The organism is Streptomyces lunalinharesii, assembly GCF_039532155.1.
Classification (GTDB): Bacteria; Actinomycetota; Actinomycetes; order Streptomycetales; family Streptomycetaceae; genus Streptomyces; species Streptomyces lunalinharesii.
This window is the reverse complement of the sequence record NZ_BAAARK010000015.1, coordinates 82,637-104,107: the sequence shown is the minus strand read 5'-3', so window position 1 is coordinate 104,107 and position 21,471 is coordinate 82,637. Positions and strand designations below refer to the sequence as shown.

Here is a 21,471-nt window from a genome sequence, read left to right as displayed (position 1 = left end):
GTGGCGTCAGTGGCGGAAGAAGTCGAGGGCGAGGCGGTTGAACTCGTCGAACTTCTCGGTCTGTGCCCAGTGGCCGCAGTGCGGGAAGACGTGCAGTCGGGCGTCGGGGATGGCCTTGAGGGCGACCAGGGCCCCGTCGAGCGGGTTGACCCGGTCCTCGCGGCCCCAGGTGAGCAGGGTGGGGTGGGTGATGCGGTGGGCCTCGCGCCAGAGCATGGTGTCGGCGGGCCACTTGGCGAACGAGGCGGCCATCCGGTCGTTGCCGAGTTTGGCCTCGGGGTCGGTGGCGCGGGCGTAGCGTTCCTCGACGAACTCGTCGGTGACCAGGGCGGGGTCGTAGGCGAGGGTGGTGAGGAAGTCGCGCATCATGGCGCGGGTGGGCTCGGCGGTGCCGTTGAAGGCGAAGAGCTTCTTGATGCCTTCGGTGGGGTCGGGGGCGAAGAGGTTGACGGAGATGCCGCCGGGGCCCATGAGGAGGAGCTTGTCGACCTTCTCCGGGTGGTCGAGCGCCATCCGGGTGGCGGTTCCGCCACCGAGCGAGTTGCCGACGAAGTGGGCCTTGGCCAGGCCGAGTTGGTCCATGAGGGCGGCGACGGCGTCGGCCGCGAAGGAGAAGAAGTCCTTGGTCAGCTCGGGCTTGTCGGAGGCGCCGTAGCAGGGCTGGTCGACCAGCAGGACGCGGAAGTCCTCGGCGAGGACCGGCAGGTTGCGGCCGAAGTTGGACCAGCCGGAGGCGCCGGGGCCGCCGCCGTGCAGCATGATCACGGCGGGCGCGGCGGGGTCGCCGGCCTCGTTGTAGTGGAGGGTGAGTTCCCCGGCCCTGGCGGTCTTCGAGGTGTTCTCGTAGCTGAGGTTCGCGTGGGTGCTCACAGCATCGTGTCCTGGATGTCGAGGCCGAGGGCGGCCTGGCCGAAGAGGACGAGGGCGCGTTCCGGGTCGTTGGCCGCGTGGCCACGGCCGGTGTGCGCGTCGCGCCAGGCGCGCTGGACGAGGTTGGGGCCGGTGCGCATGGCCTTGCCGCCGGCGTTCTCCATCAGCAGGTCCACGGCGGCCACCGCGCGTTCGGTGGCGAGCACCTGGTCGCGGCGGGCGCGGGTGCGCAGCGCCATCGGCAGGTCCTCGCCGCGCACCGCGAGGTCGTACAACTCGCTGATGTTACGGCTGAGTTGGAGCCAGGCGGCGTCGATGTCGCTGGCCGCGCGGGCGATCCGGACCTGGGCGAAGGGGTCCTCGACGACCTTCTGGCCGTAGGAGACCCGGAAGCGTTCCCGGGTGGCGGCGACGTAGCCCTCGTAGGCGCCCTCGGCGATGCCGACGATGGGGGTGGAGATGGTGGTGGTGAACACCGCGGCGTAGGGCATGCGGTAGAGCGGTTCGGGGTTGACGGCGTGGCCGGGACAGTCCCGCGCGCTGACCGGGCCGAAGCCGAGGGCGCGGTGCTCGGGGACGAAGACCTCGTCCATGACCACGTCGTTGCTGCCGGTGCCGCGCAGCCCGACGGTGTCCCACACGTCGATGATGCGGTAGTCGGCGCGGGGCACGAGGAAGGTGTAGACCTCGACGGGCTTGCCGTCGCCGTCGGTGACCAGTCCGCCGAGCAGCGCCCAGTCCGCGTGGTCGCAGCCGGACGAGAAGTGCCAGCGGCCGGAGACCTTGAAGCCGCCGGGGACCGGGGTGACCTGGCTGGTGGGCGCGTAGGAGGAGCTGATGCGGGTCTGCGGGTCGTCGCCCCAGACCTCGTCCTGGGCCCGCGGGTCGAAGAGCGCCACCTGCCAGGGGTGGACGCCGACGACCGAGGCGACCCAGCCGGTGGAACCGCAGGCCCGGGCGATCTCCTTGACGGCCCGGTAGAACACCAGCGGGTCGGCGGCGAGTCCGCCGTACGCCCGTGGTTGGAGGAGCTGGAAGAAACCGGTCTCGGCGAGGTCCTTGATGGAGGCGTCCGGCACCCGGCGCAGTTCCTCCGCTTCGGCGGCGCGTTCACGCAGGGTGGGGGCGAGTTCGCGGACCGCTGCGAGGACGTCTTCGTCGCGCATGCGCATCCCCTCTCATTCGATCTGAGGTAGGGCCCTGCCGCGCCGTCCCGCGGCAGGGGTGGCAGGAACCTACGCTTTACTATTCCGAAACGAAATACCCTCTTCCCACTCAGCGGGAGGGCTGGCAACGTTCGCGACAATCCGCGAGAACCCGATAGGGGGCCTCCGCTTCGGCCCGGACCTGGGGTTTCGCCGTTGCTGTGGGAGGTGTGCCGATGCCGGAGCAGAGTGCCGGGGGCGACTGTGGACCACTGTCGTTGTTGGAGAAGGCCGCGCGGGTGCTGAACGCGTTCAGCAGTACCGAGGCCCGGCTCACCCTCACGGAGGTGGTGGAGCGTTCGGGGGTGCCGCGCTCGTCGGCGCACCGGATCCTGGACCAGTTGCAGGGGTTGCGCTGGCTGGAGCGGGAGGGCCGCGGCTACCGGCTCGGCATGGGGGTGCTGGAGCTGGGCGCACTGGCCTCGCACCACCACCGGCTGCGCCGGGCCGCCCTGCCCCACCTGCACGAGCTGCACGAGGCGACCGGCCACCTGGTGCACCTGGCGGTGCTGGACGACGCCGAGGTGGTCCACGTGGAGCGGATCGGCGGGGCGGCGGACACCGCGGTGCCCTCGCGGGTGGGCGGCCGGCAGCCGGCGTACTGCACCGCCGCCGGCAAGGCGATCCTGGCGTTCAGCGACGACGCGGTGGTGGACCAGGTGGTGCGGCGGGGGCTGCGGCCCCGGACGCCACGGACCATCTCCCGGCCGGAGGCGCTGCGCGCCGAACTGGCGACGGCGCGGGCCCGCGGGGTCGCCTACGACCACGAGGAGGCGTACCGGGGGGTGTCGTGCGTGGCCGTGCCGCTGCGCGGTTCGGGCCGGGCGATCGCCGCGATCTCACTCTCCGGCAACGGCGCCCACCGGGAACTGCACCGGCTCTCCCCGGCCGTGGCGGACTGCGCGCGGACGGTGTGGCGGTCGCTGTTCGGGCCGGGGCGGCGCACCGTCCGGCCGCACCGGCCCGCTCAGGTGCCGCACCTGGGCCCGCCGATGTCGCCCGCGGCGATGGCGAACACCCTGGCCTGGATGCGGGACAGCGACTGGATGTGAGGGCACCGCCCCCGCAACGCGCGCGAACGCCGGCGGGGGCGGCGGGCACCGTGCCCGCCGCCCCCGCCGCCCGCCCCGGTCAGCTGTAGCTGATCTTCACCTCGCCGCCGGCCGCGACCGCCTGGCAGGCCAGGACGTAGCCCTCGGCCAGGTCCTGTGCGTCCAGCACCTCGTTGTGGGCCATCGACACCTCGCCGCTGACGACCCGACAGGTGCAGGCCGCGCAGGCGCCCTCGCGGCAGGAGTACGGCGCGTCGACCCCGGCGGCCAGCAGGGCGTCCAGCAGCGGGGTGCCGGCCGGCCAACGGACCTGGTGGGTCTCGCCGTCGAGCTCGACGTGGGCGGTCGCGGCCGCCGCGTCGTCCCGGTCGACCGGGACGGGCGCGGCGGCCGCCCCGGTCGGCTCCGGTGCCTCGAACGCCGCGGCCCCGCTGAGCGAGAAGAACCGCTCCCGGTGCAGCCGCTCCCGGGGCGCGCCCAGGGAGCGCAGGGCCTGTTCGGCGGCGTCCATCAGCGGCTGCGGACCGCACAGGTACGCCTCGCGGTCGGCGTGCCCAGCGAGCACGGCGGCCAGCCGGGCCGGGTCCGGCAGCCCCTGGAGGGTCTCCAGCCAGTGCAGCACCACCAACCGGTCCGGGTAGTCCTCGGCCAGTTCGCGCAGTTCGCCGCGGAAGATGACGGCGGACTCGGCGCGGTTGGCGTAGAGCAGGACGTGCCGGGCGGTGCCCTCGGTGAGGGCCGACTTCAGGACCGACAGCACCGGGGTGATGCCGCTGCCGCCGGCGACGAGCAGCAGGTCGGTGTCGAGGTCGGGCGGGGTGAAGGTGCCGGCCGGCGGCAGCACCTCCAGTTCCGTGCCGGGCCGGGCGTGGTCGCACAGCCAGTTGGAACCGTGGCCGCCCGGCACCCGTTTGACGGTGACCTTCATCGGTTCGCCGGTGTGCGGGGAACTGGCCAGGGAGTAGCAGCGGGCCGCCGCCCCGCCGTCCCGCCCCGGCAGTTTGAAGGTCAGGAACTGCCCCGGCTTGTACGGGAGTTGCTGCCGCGGTGCGAAGACCAGCGAGCGGGCGTCGGCGGTCTCCTCGATCACCTCGGCGACCCGCAGCCGGTGGGTGCGCGGTTCAGGCATCGGCCACCACCGGTCGCGCGGTCGCGTCCGGCACCGGGTTGCCGTCCTTGTCGGCGACCACCAGCGTGCCGTCCTCGACCGCGCGGGCGATGCTGGCGCGCAGCGCGTCGCACGAGCGGACCCGGGCGCTCGCTTCGCCGGCGGCCACCCGTGCGGCGATCCGCGGGCAGTTGTCGGCGGCGTCACCGGTCCACTGCACCTGGGTGTGGGCGGGGCTGAACTTCTCGCAGAGGACCTGGTTCCCACAGGTCCCGCAGATCACGGGCCGCACCGTCACGCCCCGGCCGCGCGGCGGGCGAGGTTGTCGGCGACCTCGGCGCGCCAGGCCGTGTTGGCCCGTTCGGTGTCGATCTCGAACTCGAACCGGCGCACCATCTCGTCCTTGACGTCGGCGACGTCGACGTAGAACTGCTCGTACCAGCGGCGGAGTTGGTAGACCGGGCCGTCCTCCTCGGTCAGCAGGGGGTTGTCGATCCGGGCCTTGTTCCGCCAGATCTCCACGTCCTGCTCGAAGCCGACCTTCAGCCCCTCGGACGCCAACTGGGCGGCCGCGGCGGCCTCCTCGTCGGACATGCCGGGCAGCTTCTTGACGGTCGCGCCGTACATCAGCACGAAGCTGTTGGCGTCGACCGGGTAGTGGCAGTTGATGAGCACCGACTCCATGTCGACCCCGGCGCCCACGTCCGTCCACAGCTTGTCGATCATGTAGGACGGGCCGAAGTACGAGGCGTCGGAGCGGAGGTCGCCGGCCGAGGCCGGGGTGGTCACCTCGATGTCGCCGCGCGCCGACGACTCCATGTACTGGGTGGCGATGTGCCCGTCGAAGACGTTCTTGAAGTACGTCGGGAACGAGTAGTGGATGTAGTAGAAGTGCGCCATGTCCACGACGTTGTCGACGATCTCGCGGCAGTTGGAGTTGTCGACCCGCAGCGTGTTCCAGGACCAGGCGGACCAGTCGGGGTGACCGGCGCCCTCGATCTCCGGGATGGTCACCTCGGGCGGCGGCGGGTTGCCCTCGGGGTCGTGCCAGACGTAGAGCTGCTGGTTGCGCTCCAGCACGGTCCAGGCCCGGGTGCGGGCCCGCGGCGGGACCCGGCGGGCGTACGGGATGCCGGCGCAGCGGCCGTTGCCGGACCAGCGCCAGTCGTGGAACGGACAGGCGACGGTGTCGCCCTTGACGCTGCCGCGGGCGAGGTTGCCGCCCATGTGGGGACAGTAGGCGTTGAGGACGTGCAGTTCACCGTCGTCCGCGCCCTGGAAGACGACGAGCTTGGTGCCGAACGCCTCGATCTCGTGCGGTTGGCCGTCCTTGAAGGTCCCGGCCAGGCCCAGGCAGTGCCAGCCCCGGGCGAACCGGGTGGGCGGCTCGGCCGCCTCGATGACACGGGCCTCGTCGTTGAGTGCGGTCATCGTTCTCTCCCTGCTACTTCTGCGCCGCGAGTTCGACGGCGATGTCGATGAGCTGGTCCTCCTGGCCGCCGACGAGCCGGCGTTCGCCGGCCCGCAGCAGGATCTGCGCGGCGGAGACGCCGTACCGCTCGCCCTGCCGGAAGGCGTGCTTGAGGAAGCTGGAGTAGACCCCCGCGTGGCCCATGAGGAGGGCCAGCCGGTCGAGTTGGCATTCGTCGTCCATCACCGGGCGGACCACGTCCTCCGCCGCGTCGATGATCTTCAGGACGTCGATGCCGGTGCGGATGCCCATCTTGGCGCAGACCGCGACCAGCGCCTCGACGGCGGTGTTGCCGGCGCCGGCGCCCAGCCGGCGGGTGGAACCGTCGATCTGGCGGGCGCCGGCCTGGATCGCGACGACGGAGTTGCCGGTGCCCAGGGCGAGGTTCTCGTGGCCGTGGAAGCCGACCTGGGCGTCCTCGCCGAGTTCGGCGACCAGTGCCTGGACGCGCCCGGTGACGTCGTCCATCACCATGGCGCCGGCCGAGTCGACGACGTAGACGCACTGACAGCCGGCGTCCGCCATGATGCGGCCCTGCCGGGCGAGCGCCTCGGGGGTGGTGGAGTGCGCCATCATCAGGAACCCGACGGTCTCCAGCCCCATCTCCCGCGCCAGTCCGAAGTGCTGGACGGAGATGTCGGCCTCGGTGCAGTGGGTGGCGATCCGGCAGACGGTGGCGCCGTTGCCGTGCGCGGCGCGGATGTCGTCCTTGACGCCGAGCCCCGGCAGCATCAGGAACGCGATCTTCGCCTGCCGGGCGGTCTCCACGGCGGTCTTGATCAGGTCCTGCTCGGGCGTCTTGGAGAAGCCGTAGGTGAACGAGGAGCCGCCGAGCCCGTCGCCGTGGGTGACCTCGATCACCGGCACGCCGGCGTCGTCCAGCGCCGCGACGACGGACCGGACGTGCTCGACGGTGAACTGGTGCCGCTTGGCGTGCGAGCCGTCACGCAGCGAGGAGTCGGTGATGCGGATGTCGAGGGTGTCGGAGTAGCTCTTCATGCCTGCATGCCCTTCGCGAACTCCTCGCCGACCTTGGTGGCGGCGGCGGTCATGATGTCGAGGTTGCCGGCGTACGGCGGCAGGAAGTCGCCGGCCCCCTCGACCTCCAGGAAGACGGCCACCCGGGCCATCCCGCCGTTGACCACCGACGGGTCGTCGAACTGCGGCTCGGCGCGCAGCCGGTAGCCGGGGACGTAGCCGGCGACCTGCTCGGCGACCTCCTTGACGGACTGGGCGATGGCGTCCCGGTCGGCGTCCTCGGGGATCGAGCAGAAGACGGTGTCGCGCATGATGACCGGCGGCTCGGCGGGGTTGAGGATGATGATCGCCTTGCCCCGCCCGGCGCCGCCGATCCGCTCGATGCCGCGGGCGGTGGTGCGGGTGAACTCGTCGATGTTGGCGCGGGTGCCGGGCCCTGCCGAGACGGACGCCACCGAGGCGACGATCTCCGCGTAGGGGACCGGGACGACCCGGGAGACCGCGTACACCATGGGGATGGTGGCCTGACCGCCGCAGGTGATCATGTTGACGTTGTCGGCGTCGAGGTGCCCGGTGAGGTTGGCGGGCGGGACGACGGCGGGGCCGACCGCGGCCGGGGTCAGGTCGACGGCCTTGATGCCGCGTTCGGCGTAGCGGGGGGCGTTGGCCCGGTGGACGGCGGCGGAGGTGGCCTCGAAGACCAGGTCCGGGGTCTCGTCCTGGGCCAGGAGCCAGTCCACGCCCTCGTGACTGGCCTCGATGCCGGCGCGGCGGGCCCGGGCCAGCCCTTCGCTGTCCGGGTCGACGCCGATCATCCAGCGGGGCTCGATCAGCGGGGAGCGCTGGAGCTTGTACAGCAGGTCGGTGCCGATGTTGCCGGAACCGACGATGGCCGCGGTGGCCTTGGTCGTGCGGGTCATCATCACCTCTCGGGTGAAGGGGCTGAGGGGAGCTGGGGATGCACCGGTGGCCGGGCCGGGCCGCGGGGCCGCCCGGTCGGCGGGGCCTGTCAGACGAAGGAGAGCGAGACCGGGCCGAGCCCGGTGAAGTCGGCGGTGAACGTCGCCCCGGGGGCGACGTCGACGGCCCGGGTGCAGGAGCCGGGCAGGACCAGGTGGCCCTTCTTCAGGGGCACGCCGAAGCGGGCGACGGTCCGGGCGAGCCAGGCGACGGCCAGGGTGGGGTCGCCCAGCACGGCGTCGCTGCGGCCCTCGGTGATCCGCTCGGCGTCGCGGTGCAGCACCGCGTCGACGGCCTTGAGGTCCAGCTCGCGCGGGTCGCGGCCGTCGCCGATGGCGTAGCCGGCCGAGGAGGCGTTGTCGGCGACGGTGTCGGGCAGCGTGATCCGCCAGTCGCGGATCCGACTGTCGATCAACTCCAGTGCGGGCACGACCCGTTCGGTCGCGGCGAGGACGTCATCGGGGGTGCAGTCCTCGCCCGGCAGGTCGTCGCCCAGCACGAAGCCGACCTCGACCTCGATGCGCGGGGCGCAGTACCGGGCGAGCGGGACGGGGGTGCCGGGGTGCAGCTCCATGTCGTCCAGCAGGTGGCCGTAGTCGGGCTCGTCGACGCCCATCATGCGCTGCATGACCTCGGACGAGAGCCCGACCTTGTGGCCGGTGACGGTGGCGCCCGCCCGGATCCGCTCCTGGATGTTGAGCAGCTGGATCTCGTAGGCGTCGTCGGCGTCGAGGGCGGAGAATTCCTCGGTGAGCGGGGCGATGGGCCGGCCGGCGCGCTCGGCGTCGCGCAACTGCCGTGCCGCGAGCTTCCGTTGGCGGTCCGTGAGCATGTGGTCCTCCACGGGGCGGTCGGTCTGTTCCGGGAGGCTAAGCGCGGCGGCGGACGACCGGGGAGGGCGGGTTCCCGCTCAGCGGGATTTCGACGCCAGGGAGTTATTCCGATCCGAAATAGCAGCTGCTATATCCATGTCATGACCGCCTTACCCCGCTCCACCGGACCCGGCCGGCGCCGCACGGGCCCCGCAGCGGCAGCCCTGCTGGCCGCCCTGATTCCGGCCGCTCCGGCATCCGCCGCCCCCACACCCGCCGCTGCCGACGCGCCCCACCCGTGGTCCCTGCGCCTGCTGGACACCCTCTCCGTCCCCGCCGGCACGGACGCCCTCGGCACCCCCTTCGGCGGACTCTCCGGAATCGACTTCGACCCGCGCACCGGCCGGTACGCCGCCCTGAGCGACGACCGCGCCGAACGGGCACCGGCCCGCTTCTACACCCTCGACCTCCCTCTCGACGGCTACCGCTTCGCCCACCGCCAGCCCGACGTCACGGCCGTCACCACCCTCACCGATCAGGCCGGCCGCCCGTACCCGCGCCGCTCCGTGGACCCCGAATCGATCCGCTGGACGACGGGCGGCACCCGGGTGGTGTGGACCAGCGAGGGCGCCGGCGCGCAAGGCCAACCGGCAACGGTCACCGAAACGGACGCGGCGTCCGGCCGGGCCCTACGAGAACTCCCCCTCCCCCCGGCGTACCGGCCCGTACTGGACGCCGCGGGCCGACAGGTCGCCGGCGTCCGCGACAACGAGGCGCTGGAGGGACTGACCACGACCGCCGGCGGCAGCCGGACCGTGACGCTCACCGAGAGCGCACTGGTGCAGGACGGCCCCGCACCGACACCCGAGACCGGCAGCCCCGCCCGCCTCCTGGTCCAGGACCACACCACCGGACGCCCGTTGGCCGCCCACGTCTACGAGGTCGGCCGCGTCACCGACACCCCCACCGCCCCCGTACCGGGCACCCCCGACACCTACGCGGCGGCCCGGGGCGCCTCCGAGGTCCTGGCCCTCGACGCCACCGACTTCCTGGTCGTGGAACGCACCTACGCCTCCGGGCTCGGCTACCCGATCCGCATCTACTGGACCACCACCCGCGGCGCCACGGACGTCCGCGACCGCGGGGCCCTCACCGGCCACGAACACCCGATGCCGAAGCGGCTGGTCTTCGACTCCCGCACGACCGGCGTGAACACCGACAACGTCGAAGGCCTCACCTGGGGCCCACGCCTCCCGGACGGCACCCGCGCCCTGATCCTGGTGGCCGACGACAACTTCGGCCTGTTCGGGAGCGCCACAAAATTCCACCTGCTCGGCCGTTGGCCTGGGTAATTCCCACGCTTTTGACTTTTCCGCCGTGGGGGTTGCGGTTTGCGCCTGCGGCGCGTTGCCGCTGCGCGGGGCTTGCTCCTACGTTGTCGGCCGTCCCGCCGTTTCGCCTGCGGCGGGCGGGGCCGCTGCGCGGGGCTGGTCGGCCGCGGTGCCGGGTTGGTGGGAGGTGGGGTGCCCGGACTGCTGCGCTTTACGTCCGGGCACCCCACCTCCCACCAACCCGACCCCTCCCGTGGATGGGTGGAGGAGAGCTGAGCGGGGGCTTGCGCGTTACCGCCCCGACCCGTCGGTGCTCTCCTCGGCCGTACTGCTTCCCAATTGGTCGGGCAGATCGGCACCACCACAGTGATTGAGCGGGGAGGCGACGGGCAGTTCGGCAAGAAGTCCCCCGGCGGTCCCGCTGGCGTGCTTCGTCTTGCCCTTGCTTTGAGTTGCGGTGCCGTGGTTGGTGCAACTGTTGTCCATCGACGGAGACAGGAAGACCAGGATTCCGCCGGCGGATGCCGGAGCGGCGGTTGCCAGTCCTGCCCCGAGCACGGCGGCGGTGACGCCGAGGGCCGTGAGCGTCCTACGAGTGGTCATGACCGACCGACGACGTGCGCCGCGCGTGGGGGCCGCTCATTCCCCCGTCTAGCCCAATTGGCAAGAGGAACGCGGCTTGAGGCCCACGGTGTTCCCTGTTCGAGTCCGGCGGCGGGCACTGCCGCCGACCACCATCTGCTCGGGATCTGCACTGCGCCGCAGCGCAGATCCCGAGCGGTAGCGACCGTGCGCGGGGCCTGTCACCTCCGATACCGCTGCGCCACTGCGGCGAAGGCGGCCTTGGGTTCCCAGCCCATGTCGGGGTAGGCGTGCCCTCGGCGCCCTTCGAGGAGTTTGACGATGCCCAGGCCGGCCCGGTCCAAGTCGTCCCTGGGGTCGCGGTCCGGGCGGTGCGGGTAGCCAGGCAAGGCGAACAAGAACACGAACGCACTGTCCACGCCCTCGGTCTCGAAGATCTCCAGCAGTTCGCTCAGGTAGGCGGCCTGGCCGGCCTCGTCACGCTCGTACACGCCGTTCAGCCGTACCGGAGCCTTGGTCTCCGGGTCGTACTCGACCACTTCCAGCACCCGCCCACCGCGGTCTCCCGCGCCCCGGTAGGCGGCGGTGCCGAACCCGGTGATGGCGAGCGGCTTCGGGCCTTGCGCCAGGGTGCGCACCGCGTCCCGGAACCGGTCGGCGACTTCGGCGGAGCGGATCAGCTCGAACGTCACAATGTCGAAGGGAGTCCAGTCGACCTGCTCGAACTGGATGGACGCGTAGGTGAGCTTGCCCTGGAAGCACTCGCGGACCGCGGCCACAGCGTCGCGGAGGAATGCGTTCATGCGCAGGCCGAGCTCGCCCATCGCTTCTGCCCGCCGCTCGGGTCGACCCATCAGCTGCTCGACCCGCTCCTCGGGGCTCTCACCGGGCAGGAACCCGCGGTTCATCACGCTCAGCTCGACCCCTGCGACGAACACGACCGTGGCTCCCTGCTGCCGGAACCGTTCCGCTCGCTCGGCGCAGTCGCGGAAAAGCGTGAGGATCTGCTCCGGATCCAGCTCCAGCGGATAGGGCGAGAACCAGACCTCCAGGCCGAGCTCGGCCGCGGCACCGGCGGCCAACTCCAGCCGCTCCGGGTCACCGCCGATGATCTGGATCGCGTTGCAGTGCAGGTCGTCGCGGATGATGGCGAGCTCGCGCCGGACCACCGCGGGGTCGAAGTGCTCGCGGGATGTCTGGCCGTGCACGACGAATCCGGTGTCATAGGTCATTCCCCTTGCCCGCATGGTGACGTCCTCTCTCTGTCGGTCTCGGTGGGGTCGAGACTGACAAGAAAAGTGCGTGCACGCAAGTTTGCGTGTACGCATTCCTGTGTGGAATGCTGACATCGTGACGACACCACCACCAGGGCTGCGGGAGCGGAAGAAGCAGGCCACACGCGAGGCGCTACGCGAGGCGGCCCTGCGTCTGGCCATGGAGCGCGGACCGGACCAGGTGCGGGTCGAGGACATCGCCGAGGCGGCCGGGGTCTCGCCGCGCACCTACAACAACTACTTCGCAAGCCGCGAGCAGGCGATCGTCTCTGCTGTTACCGCGGACCGGGAGTCGCGGATCGCGACGGCGGTCGCGGCCCAGCCCGCAGGAGTGCGCCTGGCTGACGCCGTCACCGAAGCAGTGGTCGAGCAGTACACGAAGACCGGTGAGCGCAAACACGAGGTGCTGCTGCTGATCACCACCCGGACCGCGCTGCGCGACGCGTTCCTCGATACCACCGCCGACATCGAGCCGCCTCTCACGGCGGTGATCGCCGAACGCCTAGGTGACGCCGGAGCGCACACAGCCCGCGTTCTCGCAGCGAGCGTCGCCGCGGCGGTTCGCATCGCATTGGAAAGCTGGCTCCGGCCGGCCGAGGGCGCAGAGGCCGCCGGGAGTTTCGGTGCCGGAGGACTCGTCGTGCCCTCCGGCTCACTGCGCGACCAGCTCCGCGAGGCGCTGGCCCCGCTCGCGCCCGCGTTCGACGCCGCCGAGCGACGCACCCAGCCGTCAAGTCAACCCAACGGGCATCCACTGGACAAACGGTAGATCCGGAACATGCCGATGCACCCGGCCGTCATCATCCTCGGCAGCCCATTCAGCGCAGATGACGCGCCGCCGGCGCCGTTCGCTGACCCGGCCGGACAAGAAGGCCCGCCCGGCTCCGGATCTGATCGGCCGCGACTTCACCGCGAGTGTGCCGGGCACGAAGCTGGTCGGGGACATCACCTTCCTCCCGACAGCCGAAGGCTGGCTCTACCTCGCCTGCTGGCTCGACCTGGCCACCCCGGAGGTCGTCGGCTATGCGATGGCCGACCACCATCGCGCATCCCTGGTCGTCGACGCGCTGAAGATGGCCCACGGCCGCGGTGACCTGCAGCCTGGATGCATCACACATTCGGATCACGGCAGCGAATACACGTCAGCTGAATTCCGATGCCAGGTAGGCGAGTTGGGCCTACAGCAGAGCTGCGGGCGCACCGGGTCATGCTTTGATAACGCGGCCGCGGAGAGTTTCTGAGCCCTGCTCAAAGAAGAAATCGGCACCCGCACCTGGCCCGACCGGGCCACCGCCCGCACCGAGGTTTTCACCTTCATCGAGACCTTCTATAACCGCCGACGCCTACGCAAGCACAACGTCTTCGGCTACCTCACCCCGGCCGAGACCAGGCAACGGCACCAGCACACCCTCGCGGCATAGACATCACGTGTCCAGCATCACGGGGAAACTTCAGGATCCACCACCGCTCCACGAAAGGCGCAACGCACGTCTCTGGTCGCCAAGCCTGGACAGCGATCACGACCGGAGACGGCCCCATGCGCGACGCACTCAACGAGAGGCCGTACATGAACATGGTAAGTGCATTAGTCGGTGCGGCGTCCTTCACGGGCGTCGTCAGCACGGTGAAAGACAACAACCCCGGTATGGAACTTGGCCTCGCCGAACGGATCGTCGAGGAGGGGCTGAAGTACGTAGCCGCCTGCTCCCGCTTCCCTGGCCATGGCCTGGCGCCGTCCCGCGTGGTCGACGAAGGCTGGCACGGGCTCATCCTCCACACCAAGGTGTACGCGGATCTGTGCGAGCATCTGGGCGGAGACCTCGTGCATCACTTCCCCGGCTGGGACCCGATGAACTGCGACCCCAGCGTCCTGGGGCGCACCCGCGACAGAATCCGGGAGTGCGGCTACAACGTCGATGAGGAACTCTGGGGGCCGCCTGCCGGTATTGGTGCCCCCTTGGTGTCCGTGGCGGCAAACTGCCAGCACTCCACGGAATGCGCCATCAAGCCGATGCTCACACCCCAAGACCCCCGCGAGTGAACCTTCCTAGCTGGCTGGCCAATTGGGCGTACGTCGGGCACTGGATTGGAGGCTCCATGACTGAGTGGATCAACCCTCGGTACGCATCGCTCGTACAAGCATGGCGCGACGCCCAGATGCAAGCCGGCAAGGAAAGTGTCTCGACACCGCGTCGGGGGTTCATCTGGCCGGGAAGTGAAGCCCCGGAAGCTCCGCCAGCCAATGGCGACGAGTGACCAGGCGCTGAGTCTCCCGCAGCCGGACGCGCCCCCGGTGGGGAGTCGGGTTGGAAGCCCCCGCTCGCACCAGGGCGGGGGCTTCCGTACACCCAACGTCGGCGAAGGTAGATCGGAGCCCTTACCGTCGAGAACAAAAACGACGCACTCGCCCCCGAGCCGGTTCCCGCGCCTATCACCGTGACCCCCTGGTCCCACCCGTGGACGACCTCGACGCCGCGGCACGTAGCCGAACGGCAGACGCCGATCCCCGGCGAGGACTACCCGTACGCGCTTGAGGGGTCGCATTCCGCCTCTCTCACCGAGGGAGCGCCGCATGACTGCCCAATGGCCTCGCCAACGTTTCCCCCTCGTACCGTCGGAACGGGCAGTCACCTGCTGCCGCTGCTAGAAGCCGACCCGCACCCCCGTACCGGTGCGTTGCATTCCTCGCGCAAGCGGACGTGACGTGGCCGTCTACGCCTGCCCAACTGCATGATCCGCATCGTGCCGGGCCCTGCCCGGCGAACTGGAGTAGTCCCGCCCCCTCCCGTTGAGGGTGGGTTGAAACCGGGTGGGTGGGGGCCGGGCCCCGGTGGGTTGGTACTGGCGCCGCCACTGAGCGCGCTCACGGAGGTGAATCCACCCACGGAGTCGCAGGAACCCACCAACACAGGCCCCCGCTCAGCTTTCTTCCACCCATCCACGGGAGGTGTCGGGTTGGTGGGAGGTGGGGTGCCCGGACGTAAAGCGCAGCAGTCCGGGCACCCCACCTCCCACCAACCCGGCACCGCGGCCTCCCTACAAGCCCCGCGCAGCGGCAACGCGCCGCAGGCGCAAAGACAGCAACCACCACGGCGGGAGAGCCAACAACGTGGGAAACCAACCCCTACGCGCCATACACCGGCCGTGCCGGCTCCGCCTTCGTCAGGAGGTGGCGGGCCGTCTCGCCGGCCTCGGACGGGGTCCGTCGGGCGCCCTTGTCGGCGGTGGGGCCGGGGCGCCAGCCTTCCATGACGGTGATCCGGCCGGCCTCGGCTTCGAAGACGCGGCCGGTGACGCCGGCGCTGTCGGCGGAGGCCAGCCAGACGACGAGCGGCGAGACGTTCTCGGGGGCCATGGCGTCGAAGACGCCGTCGGTGGGGGCCGCCATGGTGTCGGCGAAGGTCTGTTCGGTCATGCGGGTGCGGGCCGCGGGGGCGAGGGCGTTGACCTGGACTCCGTAGCGGCCCAGTTCGGCGGCGGCGACGAGGGTCAGGCCGAGGATGCCGGCCTTGGCCGCGGAGTAGTTGCCCTGGCCTACGCTTCCCAGCAGTCCGGCGCCGGAGCTGGTGTTGACCACCCGGGCGTCGGGGGTGCGGCCGGCTTTGGCCTCGGTGCGCCAGTGCGCGGCGGCGTGCTTGAGGGGCAGGAAGTGGCCCTTGAGGTGGACCCGCATCACGGCGTCCCAGTCGTCCTCGGCGAGGTTGACCAGCATCCGGTCGCGCAGGAAGCCGGCGTTGTTCACCAGGGCGTCCAGGCGGCCGAAGGCGTCCAGGGCGGTGGTGACGAGGGACCGGGCGCCGTCGTCGGTGGTGATGTCGCCGGTGTGCGCGACGGCCTGGCCGCCGTGCGCCCGGATCTCCTCGACGACCTGCTGGGCGGGTCCGCCGGAGGCGCCGGCGCCGTCGGCCGCCACGCCGAGGTCGTTGACCACGACGGCGGCTCCTTCCGCGGCGAGGGCGAGGGCGTGGGCGCGGCCCAAGCCCCGGCCGGCCCCGGTGACGACGGCGACGCGTCCGGTGCAGATTCCGGTCATCTCATGACTCCTTGGAGTGGTTGACGGTGGCGGCGTCGAGGAAGGCGGGGCGTTCCCCGCCGCCGTGGACGAGCAGGCTGGCGCCGCTGACGTAGCCGGCGCGGCCGGAGGCGAGGAAGACGCAGGCGTCGCCGATCTCGGTGGGTTCGGCGAGCCGGCCGAGCGGGACGGTCGCGCCGACGGCGGCGACGCCGGCCTCGTCGCCGTAGTGCAGTGCGGACAGTTCGGTGCGCACCATGCCGAGGACGAGGGTGTTGACGCGGACGTGCGGCGCCCATTCGACGGCCATCGAGCGGGCGAGGTTGTCCAGTCCGGCCTTGGCGGCGCCGTACGCGGCGGTGCCGGGTGAGGGGCGGGTGCCGCTGACGCTGCCGATCATGATCACCGAGCCGCCTTCGGGCTGGTCGCGCATCACCTCGTAGGCGGCGAGCGCGGCGGTCAACGGGGCGATGAGATTGAGTTCCACGACGCGGGCGTGGCGTTCGGCGGTGGTGCCGTCGAGCAGCCGGTAGGGGCTGCCGCCGGCGTTGTTGACCAGGCAGTCCAGCCGCCCGTGGTCGGCCGCGACGCCCTGGAAGAACTCCTGGACGGCGGCGGGTTCCCGCAGGTCCACGGCGTGGAAGCGGGCGGTGCGGCCGTCGGCGGTGACGGCGGCGTCCGGGGGGCGCCGGGCGCACACCACAACCTTGGCGCCGGCCCGGAGGAAGGACCGGGCGATGCCGGCGCCGACGCCCCGGGTACCGCCGGTGACGACGGCGACCCGTCCGGTCAGATCGAGGTTCAGGGACAACTGGTACCTCCCGCGGCGGGCGATCCGCTGCTAACTTCGCTACCTAACAAACGCTTGGTGGAAAGGTAGCTGATCTGCTCATGGGTGTCTCCACCTCCGCACCCGACCAGGGCGTCGCGGTCGTCACCGTCGACTTCCCCCCGGTCAACGCACTGCCCGTACAGGGCTGGTACGACCTCGCCGACGCCGTACGGGCCGCCGGCCGCGATCCGGACGTCCGGTGCGTGGTGCTCACCGCCGCGGGTCGCGGGTTCAACGCCGGCGTCGACATCAAGGAGATGCAGCGGGACACCGCGGCCGGCGGCCACGGGGCACTGATCGGCGCCAACCGCGGCTGCGCCGAGGCGTTCGCCGCGGTCTACGAGTGCGAAGTGCCGGTGGTCGCCGCCGTGCACGGCTTCTGCCTGGGCGGCGGCATCGGCCTGGTGGGCAACGCGGACGCGATCGTGGCGAGCCACGACGCCACCTTCGGCCTGCCCGAACTGGACCGCGGCGCGCTGGGCGCCGCCACCCACCTGGCCCGGCTGGTCCCCCAGCACCTGATGCGGGCGCTGTACTACACCTCGCGGACCGCCACCGCCCACGAACTGCACGCGCACGGCTCCGTCTGGAAGGTCGTGCCGCGTGACGAACTGTCCGACGCGGCAATGGAGTTGGCTCGGGAGATCGCCCGCAAGGACGGCTTCCTCATCCGGCTCGCCAAGGCCGCCATCAACGGCATCGACCCGGTCGACGTACGCCGTAGCTACCGCTTCGAGCAGGGCTTCACCTTCGAGGCCAACCTCAGCGGGGTCGCGGACCGGGTCCGCGACGCCTTCGGCGCCGACGGGCCCCACAAGGACGAGGAGGACCGATCGTGACCGACAAGACCATGACCCCCGAGGACGTCGTGGCGCGACTGCACAGCGGGATGACCCTGGGCATCGGCGGCTGGGGCTCCCGCCGCAAGCCGATGGCACTGGTCCGGGCGCTGCTGCGGTCCGACGTCACCGATCTGACCGTGGTCTCCTACGGCGGACCGGACGTGGGGCTGCTGGCCGCCGCCGGGAAGATCCGCAAGCTGGTCACCGCGTTCGCCACGCTGGACTCGATCCCGTTGGAGCCGCACTTCCGCGCGGCCCGGCAGGCCGGCGGCTTCGAGCTGAGCGAGATCGACGAGGCGATGTTCATGTGGGGGCTGCGGGCGGCCGCCAACCGGCTGCCGTTCCTCCCCATCCGGGCCGGTCTGGGCTCGGACGTGATGCGGGTCAACCCCGACCTGAAGACGGTCACCTCGCCCTACGAGGACGGCGAGACCTTCGTGGCGATGCCCGCACTGCGGCTGGACGCCGCGCTGGTGCACCTCAACCGGGCCGACCGGCTCGGCAACGGCCAGTACCTGGGCCCCGATCCGTACTTCGACGACCTGTTCTGCGAGGCGGCGGAGAGCGCCTACGTCTCGTGCGAGGAGCTGGTGGACGACTTCGGGTCGACCGCCCCGCAGACCCTGCTGGTCAAGCGGCACGCGGTCACCGGCGTCGTGGCGACCCCGCACGGCGCGCACTTCACCTCCTGCGTCCCGGACTACGACCGCGACGAGGCGTTCCAGAAGCTCTACGCGACCACCCCCTGGCCGGAGTTCGCCGCCCGGTTCCTGCACGGGGACGAGAAGGACTACCAGGCGGCCGTCCAGACCTGGCACGAGGAGACCCGATGACCAGCCGCGCCGAATACTGCGTGCTCGCCTGCGCCGACGCCTGGCGCGACGACGGCGAGGTGCTCGCCAGCCCGATGGGCGCCGTCCCGTCGATCGGCGCCCGGCTCGCCAAGCGCACCTTCTCCCCCGACCTGTTGCTGACCGACGGCGAGGCGCTGCTGGTCGGCCTCGACGGGCGGGCCGAGGGCTGGCTGCCCTACCGCCAGCACCTGGCCATGGTCACCGGCGGCAAGCGGCACGTGATGATGGGCGCCAGCCAGCTCGACCGGTTCGGCAACCAGAACATCTCCTGCATCGGTGACTGGGAGCGGCCCGACCGGCAGCTCCTCGGCGTCCGCGGCGCTCCCGTCAACACCCTGAACAACCCGACGAGTTACTGGGTACCCAAGCACTCCCGGCGGGTCTTCGTCGAGCAGGTCGACATGGTCTGCGGGGTCGGCTACGACCGCGCGGCCGCGGCCGGGCCGTCCGCCACCCGCTACCACCGCATCCCGCGGGTGGTCAGCAACCTGGGCGTCTTCGACTTCGCCACCGCGGACCGCTCGATGCGGCTGGCCTCGCTGCACCCGGGCGTCACCGTCGAGGAGGTGCAGGAGGCCACCGGCTTCCCGCTGGGCCGGGCCGACGAGGTCCCGTACACCCGCGAGCCGACCGCCGAGGAGCTGCGGCTGATCCGCGAGGTGATCGATCCGAAGGGGCTGCGCGACCGCGAGGTGCCGGCGTGAGCGCCGACCGCGCCCCGGTCCCCGGCTCCGCCCCCACCACCGGGGACGCCCCGGCCCTCGCCACGCGACTGACCAAACTGGTCGGCGTGCGGCACCCGATCGTGCAGACCGGGATGGGCTGGGTGGCCGGCCCCCGCCTGGTGTCCGCCGCCGCCGACGCCGGCGCGCTGGGCATCCTGGCCTCCGCCACCATGAGCCCGGACCAGTTGCGGTCCGCGGTCCGCGAGGTCCGGTCCCGCACGGACCAGCCGTTCGGGGTCAATCTGCGGGCGGACGCCGGTGACGCCGCCGAGCGGGTGCGGATCATCGTCGACGAGGGCGTCCGGGTCGCCTCGTTCGCACTGGCGCCCTCCCGGGAGCTGATCGCCCGGCTCAAGGACGCCGGGGTCGTCGTCATCCCGTCCATCGGCGCCCGGCGGCACGCCGAGAAGGTCGCGGCCTGGGGCGCCGACGCGGTCGTCGTCCAGGGCGGCGAGGGCGGCGGGCACACCGGGAACGTCGCCACCACTGTGCTGCTCCCCCAGGTCGTGGACGCGGTGGACATCCCGGTGATCGCCGCCGGTGGCTTCTTCGACGGCCGGGGCCTGGTAGCCGCGCTCGCCTACGGGGCGGCCGGGATCGCGATGGGCACCCGCTTCCTGCTGACGTCGGACAGCACCGTGCCGCCGGCGGTCCAGGCGCGCTACCTGGAGGCGGCCGTCAAGGACGTCACCGTCACCACGAAGGTCGACGGGCTGCCGCACCGGATGCTGCGCAGCGAACTGGTCGAGGCGCTGGAGCGTTCCGGGCGCACCAGGGCGCTGCTCCGGGCGGTGCGGCACGCCGCGTCGTTCCGCAAGCTGTCCGGCCTGAGTTGGGCCCAGATGGTCCGCGACGGGCTGGCGATGAAACACGGCAAGGACCTGACCTGGAGTCAGATCCTGCTGGCGGCCAACACCCCGATGCTGCTCAAGGCGTCGATGGTGGACGGCCGCACCGACCTCGGCGTGATGGCCTCCGGCCAGGTGGCCGGGGTGATCGAGGACCTTCCGTCGTGCGCCGAACTGGTCGGCAGGATCATGACCGAGGCGCACCGGTCACTGGCGGGCCTGCCCCGCTGACCCCCACCGCCCGGGGTGCGGGCCGACACCGGTCCGCGCCCCGGGCTCCCTCCCCTCCCCCTCAGGAGCTGCCGCGTGCACCCCTCCCGACGACGCGTCACCACCCTGTTCCTCGGCTCCGCGCTGGCCCTCGGCGGGCTCACCGCCACCGGCTGCGAGACCTCCGCCGACGCCGCCACCGCCCCGCGCAACCGGCGGAGCACGCCACCGCCGCCGGACCGCCGGGTCCCGCTGCACGGCGCGGTCAACTGCCGTGATCTGGGCGGCTACCGGACCGAGGACGGAAAGCAGCTGCGGTACGGCCGCCTGTTCCGCTCCGACTCGCTCGCCAAGCTGACCCCCGAGGACGTCACGGCGGTCGGCCGCCTCGGGCTGCACACCGTCATCGACATGCGGGTGCCCTCGGAGGTCTCGTTCGACGGCGCGGACCGGCTGCCCTCCGGGCTGGCCGGCACGTCGCTGCCGATAGACGACACGGGGTTGTTCGCGGCCATGCAGGCGGCCATCGCCACCAAGGACCCGGTCGCGCAGCAGCGCCTGCTGGGCAACGGCAAGGCGGCGACCCTCATGAGTGACATGTACCCGACATTCGTCACCAACGCCGCCAACCGCGCCGCGTTCGGCACCATGTTCGCCCGGATCGCCGACGGGGACCGGGTGCCGCTGCTCTTCCACTGCACCTCGGGCAAGGACCGCACCGGCTGGCTGAGCTACCTCCTGCTGCGCCTGCTCGGCGTCCCGCACGCCACCGCGCTGGAGGACTACCTGCTCTCCAACACCCTGCGCCGCGAGGCGGACGCCGCGCTGCGCGCACAGCTCAAGCAGGCCGGCATGATGCAGGACCCGGACCTGCTGATCCCGCTCCAGGAAGTGCGCACCGGGTACCTGTCGTCCGGCCTCGACCGGCTGCACCGCGACTACGGCAGCATCCCGCGCTACCTGAGCACCGGACTGGGCGTGGACGCCAGGACGACGGCCCGGATCCGCGCACTACTGCTGCGCTGACCCGGACCGCGCACCACCGCCGGGCGGCGGCCGGGTGACGTAGCGTCCACTGAGTGACGTACCGTCAGATCCGCTCGACAATCGTCACGTTGGCCTGGCCGCCGCCCGGACGGTCGGCGGCAGGCACCTGCTGCCTGCCGCCGTGAACCGGTCACCGGGTTCAACCAGAACCCGGACGACCTGCGCCCCGTCCAGGACGGGTTGCCCGGGCGGCCCCCTCGTCAGCCGCGCCGGCCGCTGCCGGCACGCCCGGTCGGCAAGGCCGTCGGGCCGCGACGCGAGACCGTCCGGTGCCCCGCTCAAGCACACCCCTGCTCCGGTGTCAAGTGGCACATGTGCCCATACCAGCGAGTCCGAGGCACCCAGCAATGTGGTGGCGTTCGGATCGGCGTGTGGCCGGGGGGTGTTGCCCCGGCTCGTCGCGCCGCACGACCGGCACGGGGGAGACGAAACGTGAGAGGAAAGTCCGGCGCTGCCGC

At 71.7% G+C, this 21,471-nt stretch carries 22 protein-coding genes; 10 read left to right on the top strand and 12 right to left on the bottom strand.

What is annotated here, in order from left to right:
* Positions 1–6: 6 nt before the first annotated feature.
* Complete coding sequence (gene hsaD, locus ABD385_RS22695) at positions 7–870, bottom strand: 4,5:9,10-diseco-3-hydroxy-5,9,17-trioxoandrosta-1(10),2-diene-4-oate hydrolase (protein ID WP_344579063.1); 864 nt, start codon at positions 868–870, stop codon at positions 7–9.
* Complete coding sequence (gene hsaA, locus ABD385_RS22690) at positions 867–2,042, bottom strand: 3-hydroxy-9,10-secoandrosta-1,3,5(10)-triene-9,17-dione monooxygenase oxygenase subunit (protein ID WP_344579061.1); 1,176 nt, start codon at positions 2,040–2,042, stop codon at positions 867–869. The genes hsaD and hsaA overlap by 4 nt, the downstream gene beginning before the upstream one ends.
* Before the next feature lie 209 nt (positions 2,043–2,251).
* Between hsaA and ABD385_RS22685 the strand changes: the two genes are divergently transcribed.
* On the top strand, positions 2,252–3,127 hold the full coding sequence (locus tag ABD385_RS22685) for an IclR family transcriptional regulator (RefSeq protein WP_344579059.1): 876 nt from the start codon (positions 2,252–2,254) through the stop codon (positions 3,125–3,127).
* 79 nt (positions 3,128–3,206) lie between these two features.
* Here the strand turns inward: ABD385_RS22685 and ABD385_RS22680 are convergent, their stop codons facing one another.
* The 6 genes from ABD385_RS22680 to ABD385_RS22655 form a co-directional block, all read right to left on the bottom strand.
* Positions 3,207–4,256 carry a 2Fe-2S iron-sulfur cluster-binding protein gene (locus tag ABD385_RS22680; protein WP_344579057.1) on the bottom strand — a complete coding sequence of 350 codons (1,050 nt, stop codon included), beginning with the start codon at positions 4,254–4,256 and terminating at the stop codon, positions 3,207–3,209.
* Complete coding sequence (locus tag ABD385_RS22675) at positions 4,249–4,518, bottom strand: hypothetical protein (RefSeq protein ID WP_344579055.1); 270 nt, start codon at positions 4,516–4,518, stop codon at positions 4,249–4,251. The genes ABD385_RS22680 and ABD385_RS22675 overlap by 8 nt, the downstream gene beginning before the upstream one ends.
* An 11-nt stretch (positions 4,519–4,529) precedes the next feature.
* Positions 4,530–5,666 (bottom strand): 3-ketosteroid-9-alpha-monooxygenase, oxygenase component, encoded by a 1,137-nt coding sequence (locus ABD385_RS22670; protein ID WP_344579054.1) that lies wholly within the window; start codon positions 5,664–5,666, stop codon positions 4,530–4,532.
* A 13-nt stretch (positions 5,667–5,679) separates the two neighbouring features.
* Positions 5,680–6,705, bottom strand: a complete 1,026-nt coding sequence (gene dmpG / locus ABD385_RS22665) for a 4-hydroxy-2-oxovalerate aldolase (protein ID WP_344579053.1) — start codon at positions 6,703–6,705, stop codon at positions 5,680–5,682.
* Complete coding sequence (locus tag ABD385_RS22660; protein ID WP_344579052.1) at positions 6,702–7,604, bottom strand: acetaldehyde dehydrogenase (acetylating); 903 nt, start codon at positions 7,602–7,604, stop codon at positions 6,702–6,704. The genes dmpG and ABD385_RS22660 overlap by 4 nt, the downstream gene beginning before the upstream one ends.
* Positions 7,605–7,693: 89 nt before the next feature.
* Positions 7,694–8,476, bottom strand: coding sequence for a 2-keto-4-pentenoate hydratase (locus ABD385_RS22655; protein ID WP_344579051.1), 783 nt, complete (start codon positions 8,474–8,476; stop codon positions 7,694–7,696).
* Between the two features lie 141 nt (positions 8,477–8,617).
* Between ABD385_RS22655 and ABD385_RS22650 the strand changes: the two genes are divergently transcribed.
* On the top strand, positions 8,618–9,808 hold the full coding sequence (locus tag ABD385_RS22650) for an esterase-like activity of phytase family protein (protein WP_344579049.1): 1,191 nt from the start codon (positions 8,618–8,620) through the stop codon (positions 9,806–9,808).
* 270 nt (positions 9,809–10,078) lie between these two features.
* Here the strand turns inward: ABD385_RS22650 and ABD385_RS22645 are convergent, their stop codons facing one another.
* Both ABD385_RS22645 and ABD385_RS22640 read right to left on the bottom strand, forming a co-directional pair.
* Positions 10,079–10,390, bottom strand: coding sequence for a hypothetical protein (locus ABD385_RS22645; protein ID WP_344579047.1), 312 nt, complete (start codon positions 10,388–10,390; stop codon positions 10,079–10,081).
* A 200-nt stretch (positions 10,391–10,590) separates the two neighbouring features.
* Positions 10,591–11,601, bottom strand: coding sequence for a glycoside hydrolase family 113 protein (locus ABD385_RS22640; protein ID WP_344579045.1), 1,011 nt, complete (start codon positions 11,599–11,601; stop codon positions 10,591–10,593).
* 118 nt (positions 11,602–11,719) lie between these two features.
* On the opposite strand from ABD385_RS22640, the gene ABD385_RS22635 reads away from it, so the two are divergent.
* The 3 genes from ABD385_RS22635 to ABD385_RS22625 all read left to right on the top strand — a co-directional run bounded on the left by ABD385_RS22635 (position 11,720) and on the right by ABD385_RS22625 (position 13,684).
* Positions 11,720–12,412, top strand: coding sequence for a TetR/AcrR family transcriptional regulator (locus ABD385_RS22635; protein ID WP_344579043.1), 693 nt, complete (start codon positions 11,720–11,722; stop codon positions 12,410–12,412).
* A gap of 58 nt (positions 12,413–12,470) precedes the next feature.
* Positions 12,471–12,884, top strand: a complete 414-nt coding sequence (locus ABD385_RS22630; RefSeq protein ID WP_344579041.1) for a DDE-type integrase/transposase/recombinase — start codon at positions 12,471–12,473, stop codon at positions 12,882–12,884.
* 296 nt (positions 12,885–13,180) lie between these two features.
* The gene (locus tag ABD385_RS22625) at positions 13,181–13,684 is read left to right on the top strand and encodes a glycine-rich domain-containing protein (protein ID WP_344579039.1); all 504 of its coding nucleotides are present in this window, start codon (positions 13,181–13,183) and stop codon (positions 13,682–13,684) included.
* A 1,083-nt stretch (positions 13,685–14,767) separates the two neighbouring features.
* Here ABD385_RS22625 and ABD385_RS22620 read toward each other — a convergent pair.
* The gene (locus tag ABD385_RS22620) at positions 14,768–15,676 is read right to left on the bottom strand and encodes an SDR family oxidoreductase (protein ID WP_344579038.1); all 909 of its coding nucleotides are present in this window, start codon (positions 15,674–15,676) and stop codon (positions 14,768–14,770) included.
* 1 nt (position 15,677) lies between these two features.
* The gene (locus ABD385_RS22615; protein WP_344579036.1) at positions 15,678–16,466 is read right to left on the bottom strand and encodes an SDR family oxidoreductase; all 789 of its coding nucleotides are present in this window, start codon (positions 16,464–16,466) and stop codon (positions 15,678–15,680) included.
* 80 nt (positions 16,467–16,546) lie between these two features.
* Here ABD385_RS22615 and ABD385_RS22610 point away from each other — a divergent pair, with 80 nt between their 5' ends.
* The 5 genes from ABD385_RS22610 to ABD385_RS22590 all read left to right on the top strand — a co-directional run bounded on the left by ABD385_RS22610 (position 16,547) and on the right by ABD385_RS22590 (position 20,992).
* Entirely contained in the window at positions 16,547–17,326 is a 780-nt protein-coding gene (locus tag ABD385_RS22610) for an enoyl-CoA hydratase family protein (RefSeq protein WP_344579034.1), read from the top strand.
* Complete coding sequence (locus tag ABD385_RS22605; RefSeq protein WP_344579032.1) at positions 17,323–18,162, top strand: CoA transferase subunit A; 840 nt, start codon at positions 17,323–17,325, stop codon at positions 18,160–18,162. The genes ABD385_RS22610 and ABD385_RS22605 overlap by 4 nt, the downstream gene beginning before the upstream one ends.
* Positions 18,159–18,887, top strand: a complete 729-nt coding sequence (locus ABD385_RS22600) for a CoA-transferase subunit beta (RefSeq protein WP_344579030.1) — start codon at positions 18,159–18,161, stop codon at positions 18,885–18,887. The genes ABD385_RS22605 and ABD385_RS22600 overlap by 4 nt, the downstream gene beginning before the upstream one ends.
* A complete protein-coding gene (locus ABD385_RS22595) occupies positions 18,884–19,987 on the top strand; it encodes an NAD(P)H-dependent flavin oxidoreductase (RefSeq protein ID WP_344579029.1) in 1,104 nt (367 codons plus the stop codon). Before ABD385_RS22600 ends, ABD385_RS22595 begins: the two co-directional genes overlap by 4 nt.
* 75 nt (positions 19,988–20,062) lie before the next feature.
* Positions 20,063–20,992, top strand: a complete 930-nt coding sequence (locus ABD385_RS22590; protein ID WP_344579027.1) for a tyrosine-protein phosphatase — start codon at positions 20,063–20,065, stop codon at positions 20,990–20,992.
* The last annotated feature ends 479 nt before the right edge of the window (positions 20,993–21,471 follow it).

Coding starts and splice junctions, on each gene's coding strand:
- hsaA (WP_344579061.1), bottom strand. CDS start 2,042: ATGCGCATGCGCGACGAAGACGTCCTCGCAGCGGTCCGCGAACTCGCC.
- ABD385_RS22685 (WP_344579059.1), top strand. CDS start 2,252: ATGCCGGAGCAGAGTGCCGGGGGCGACTGTGGACCACTGTCGTTGTTG.
- ABD385_RS22680 (WP_344579057.1), bottom strand. CDS start 4,256: ATGCCTGAACCGCGCACCCACCGGCTGCGGGTCGCCGAGGTGATCGAG.
- ABD385_RS22670 (WP_344579054.1), bottom strand. CDS start 5,666: ATGACCGCACTCAACGACGAGGCCCGTGTCATCGAGGCGGCCGAGCCG.
- dmpG (WP_344579053.1), bottom strand. CDS start 6,705: ATGAAGAGCTACTCCGACACCCTCGACATCCGCATCACCGACTCCTCG.
- ABD385_RS22660 (WP_344579052.1), bottom strand. CDS start 7,604: ATGACCCGCACGACCAAGGCCACCGCGGCCATCGTCGGTTCCGGCAAC.
- ABD385_RS22655 (WP_344579051.1), bottom strand. CDS start 8,476: ATGCTCACGGACCGCCAACGGAAGCTCGCGGCACGGCAGTTGCGCGAC.
- ABD385_RS22650 (WP_344579049.1), top strand. CDS start 8,618: ATGACCGCCTTACCCCGCTCCACCGGACCCGGCCGGCGCCGCACGGGC.
- ABD385_RS22645 (WP_344579047.1), bottom strand. CDS start 10,390: ATGACCACTCGTAGGACGCTCACGGCCCTCGGCGTCACCGCCGCCGTG.
- ABD385_RS22640 (WP_344579045.1), bottom strand. CDS start 11,601: ATGACCTATGACACCGGATTCGTCGTGCACGGCCAGACATCCCGCGAG.
- ABD385_RS22630 (WP_344579041.1), top strand. CDS start 12,471: ATGACGCGCCGCCGGCGCCGTTCGCTGACCCGGCCGGACAAGAAGGCC.
- ABD385_RS22625 (WP_344579039.1), top strand. CDS start 13,181: ATGCGCGACGCACTCAACGAGAGGCCGTACATGAACATGGTAAGTGCA.
- ABD385_RS22620 (WP_344579038.1), bottom strand. CDS start 15,676: ATGACCGGAATCTGCACCGGACGCGTCGCCGTCGTCACCGGGGCCGGC.
- ABD385_RS22610 (WP_344579034.1), top strand. CDS start 16,547: ATGGGTGTCTCCACCTCCGCACCCGACCAGGGCGTCGCGGTCGTCACC.
- ABD385_RS22600 (WP_344579030.1), top strand. CDS start 18,159: ATGACCAGCCGCGCCGAATACTGCGTGCTCGCCTGCGCCGACGCCTGG.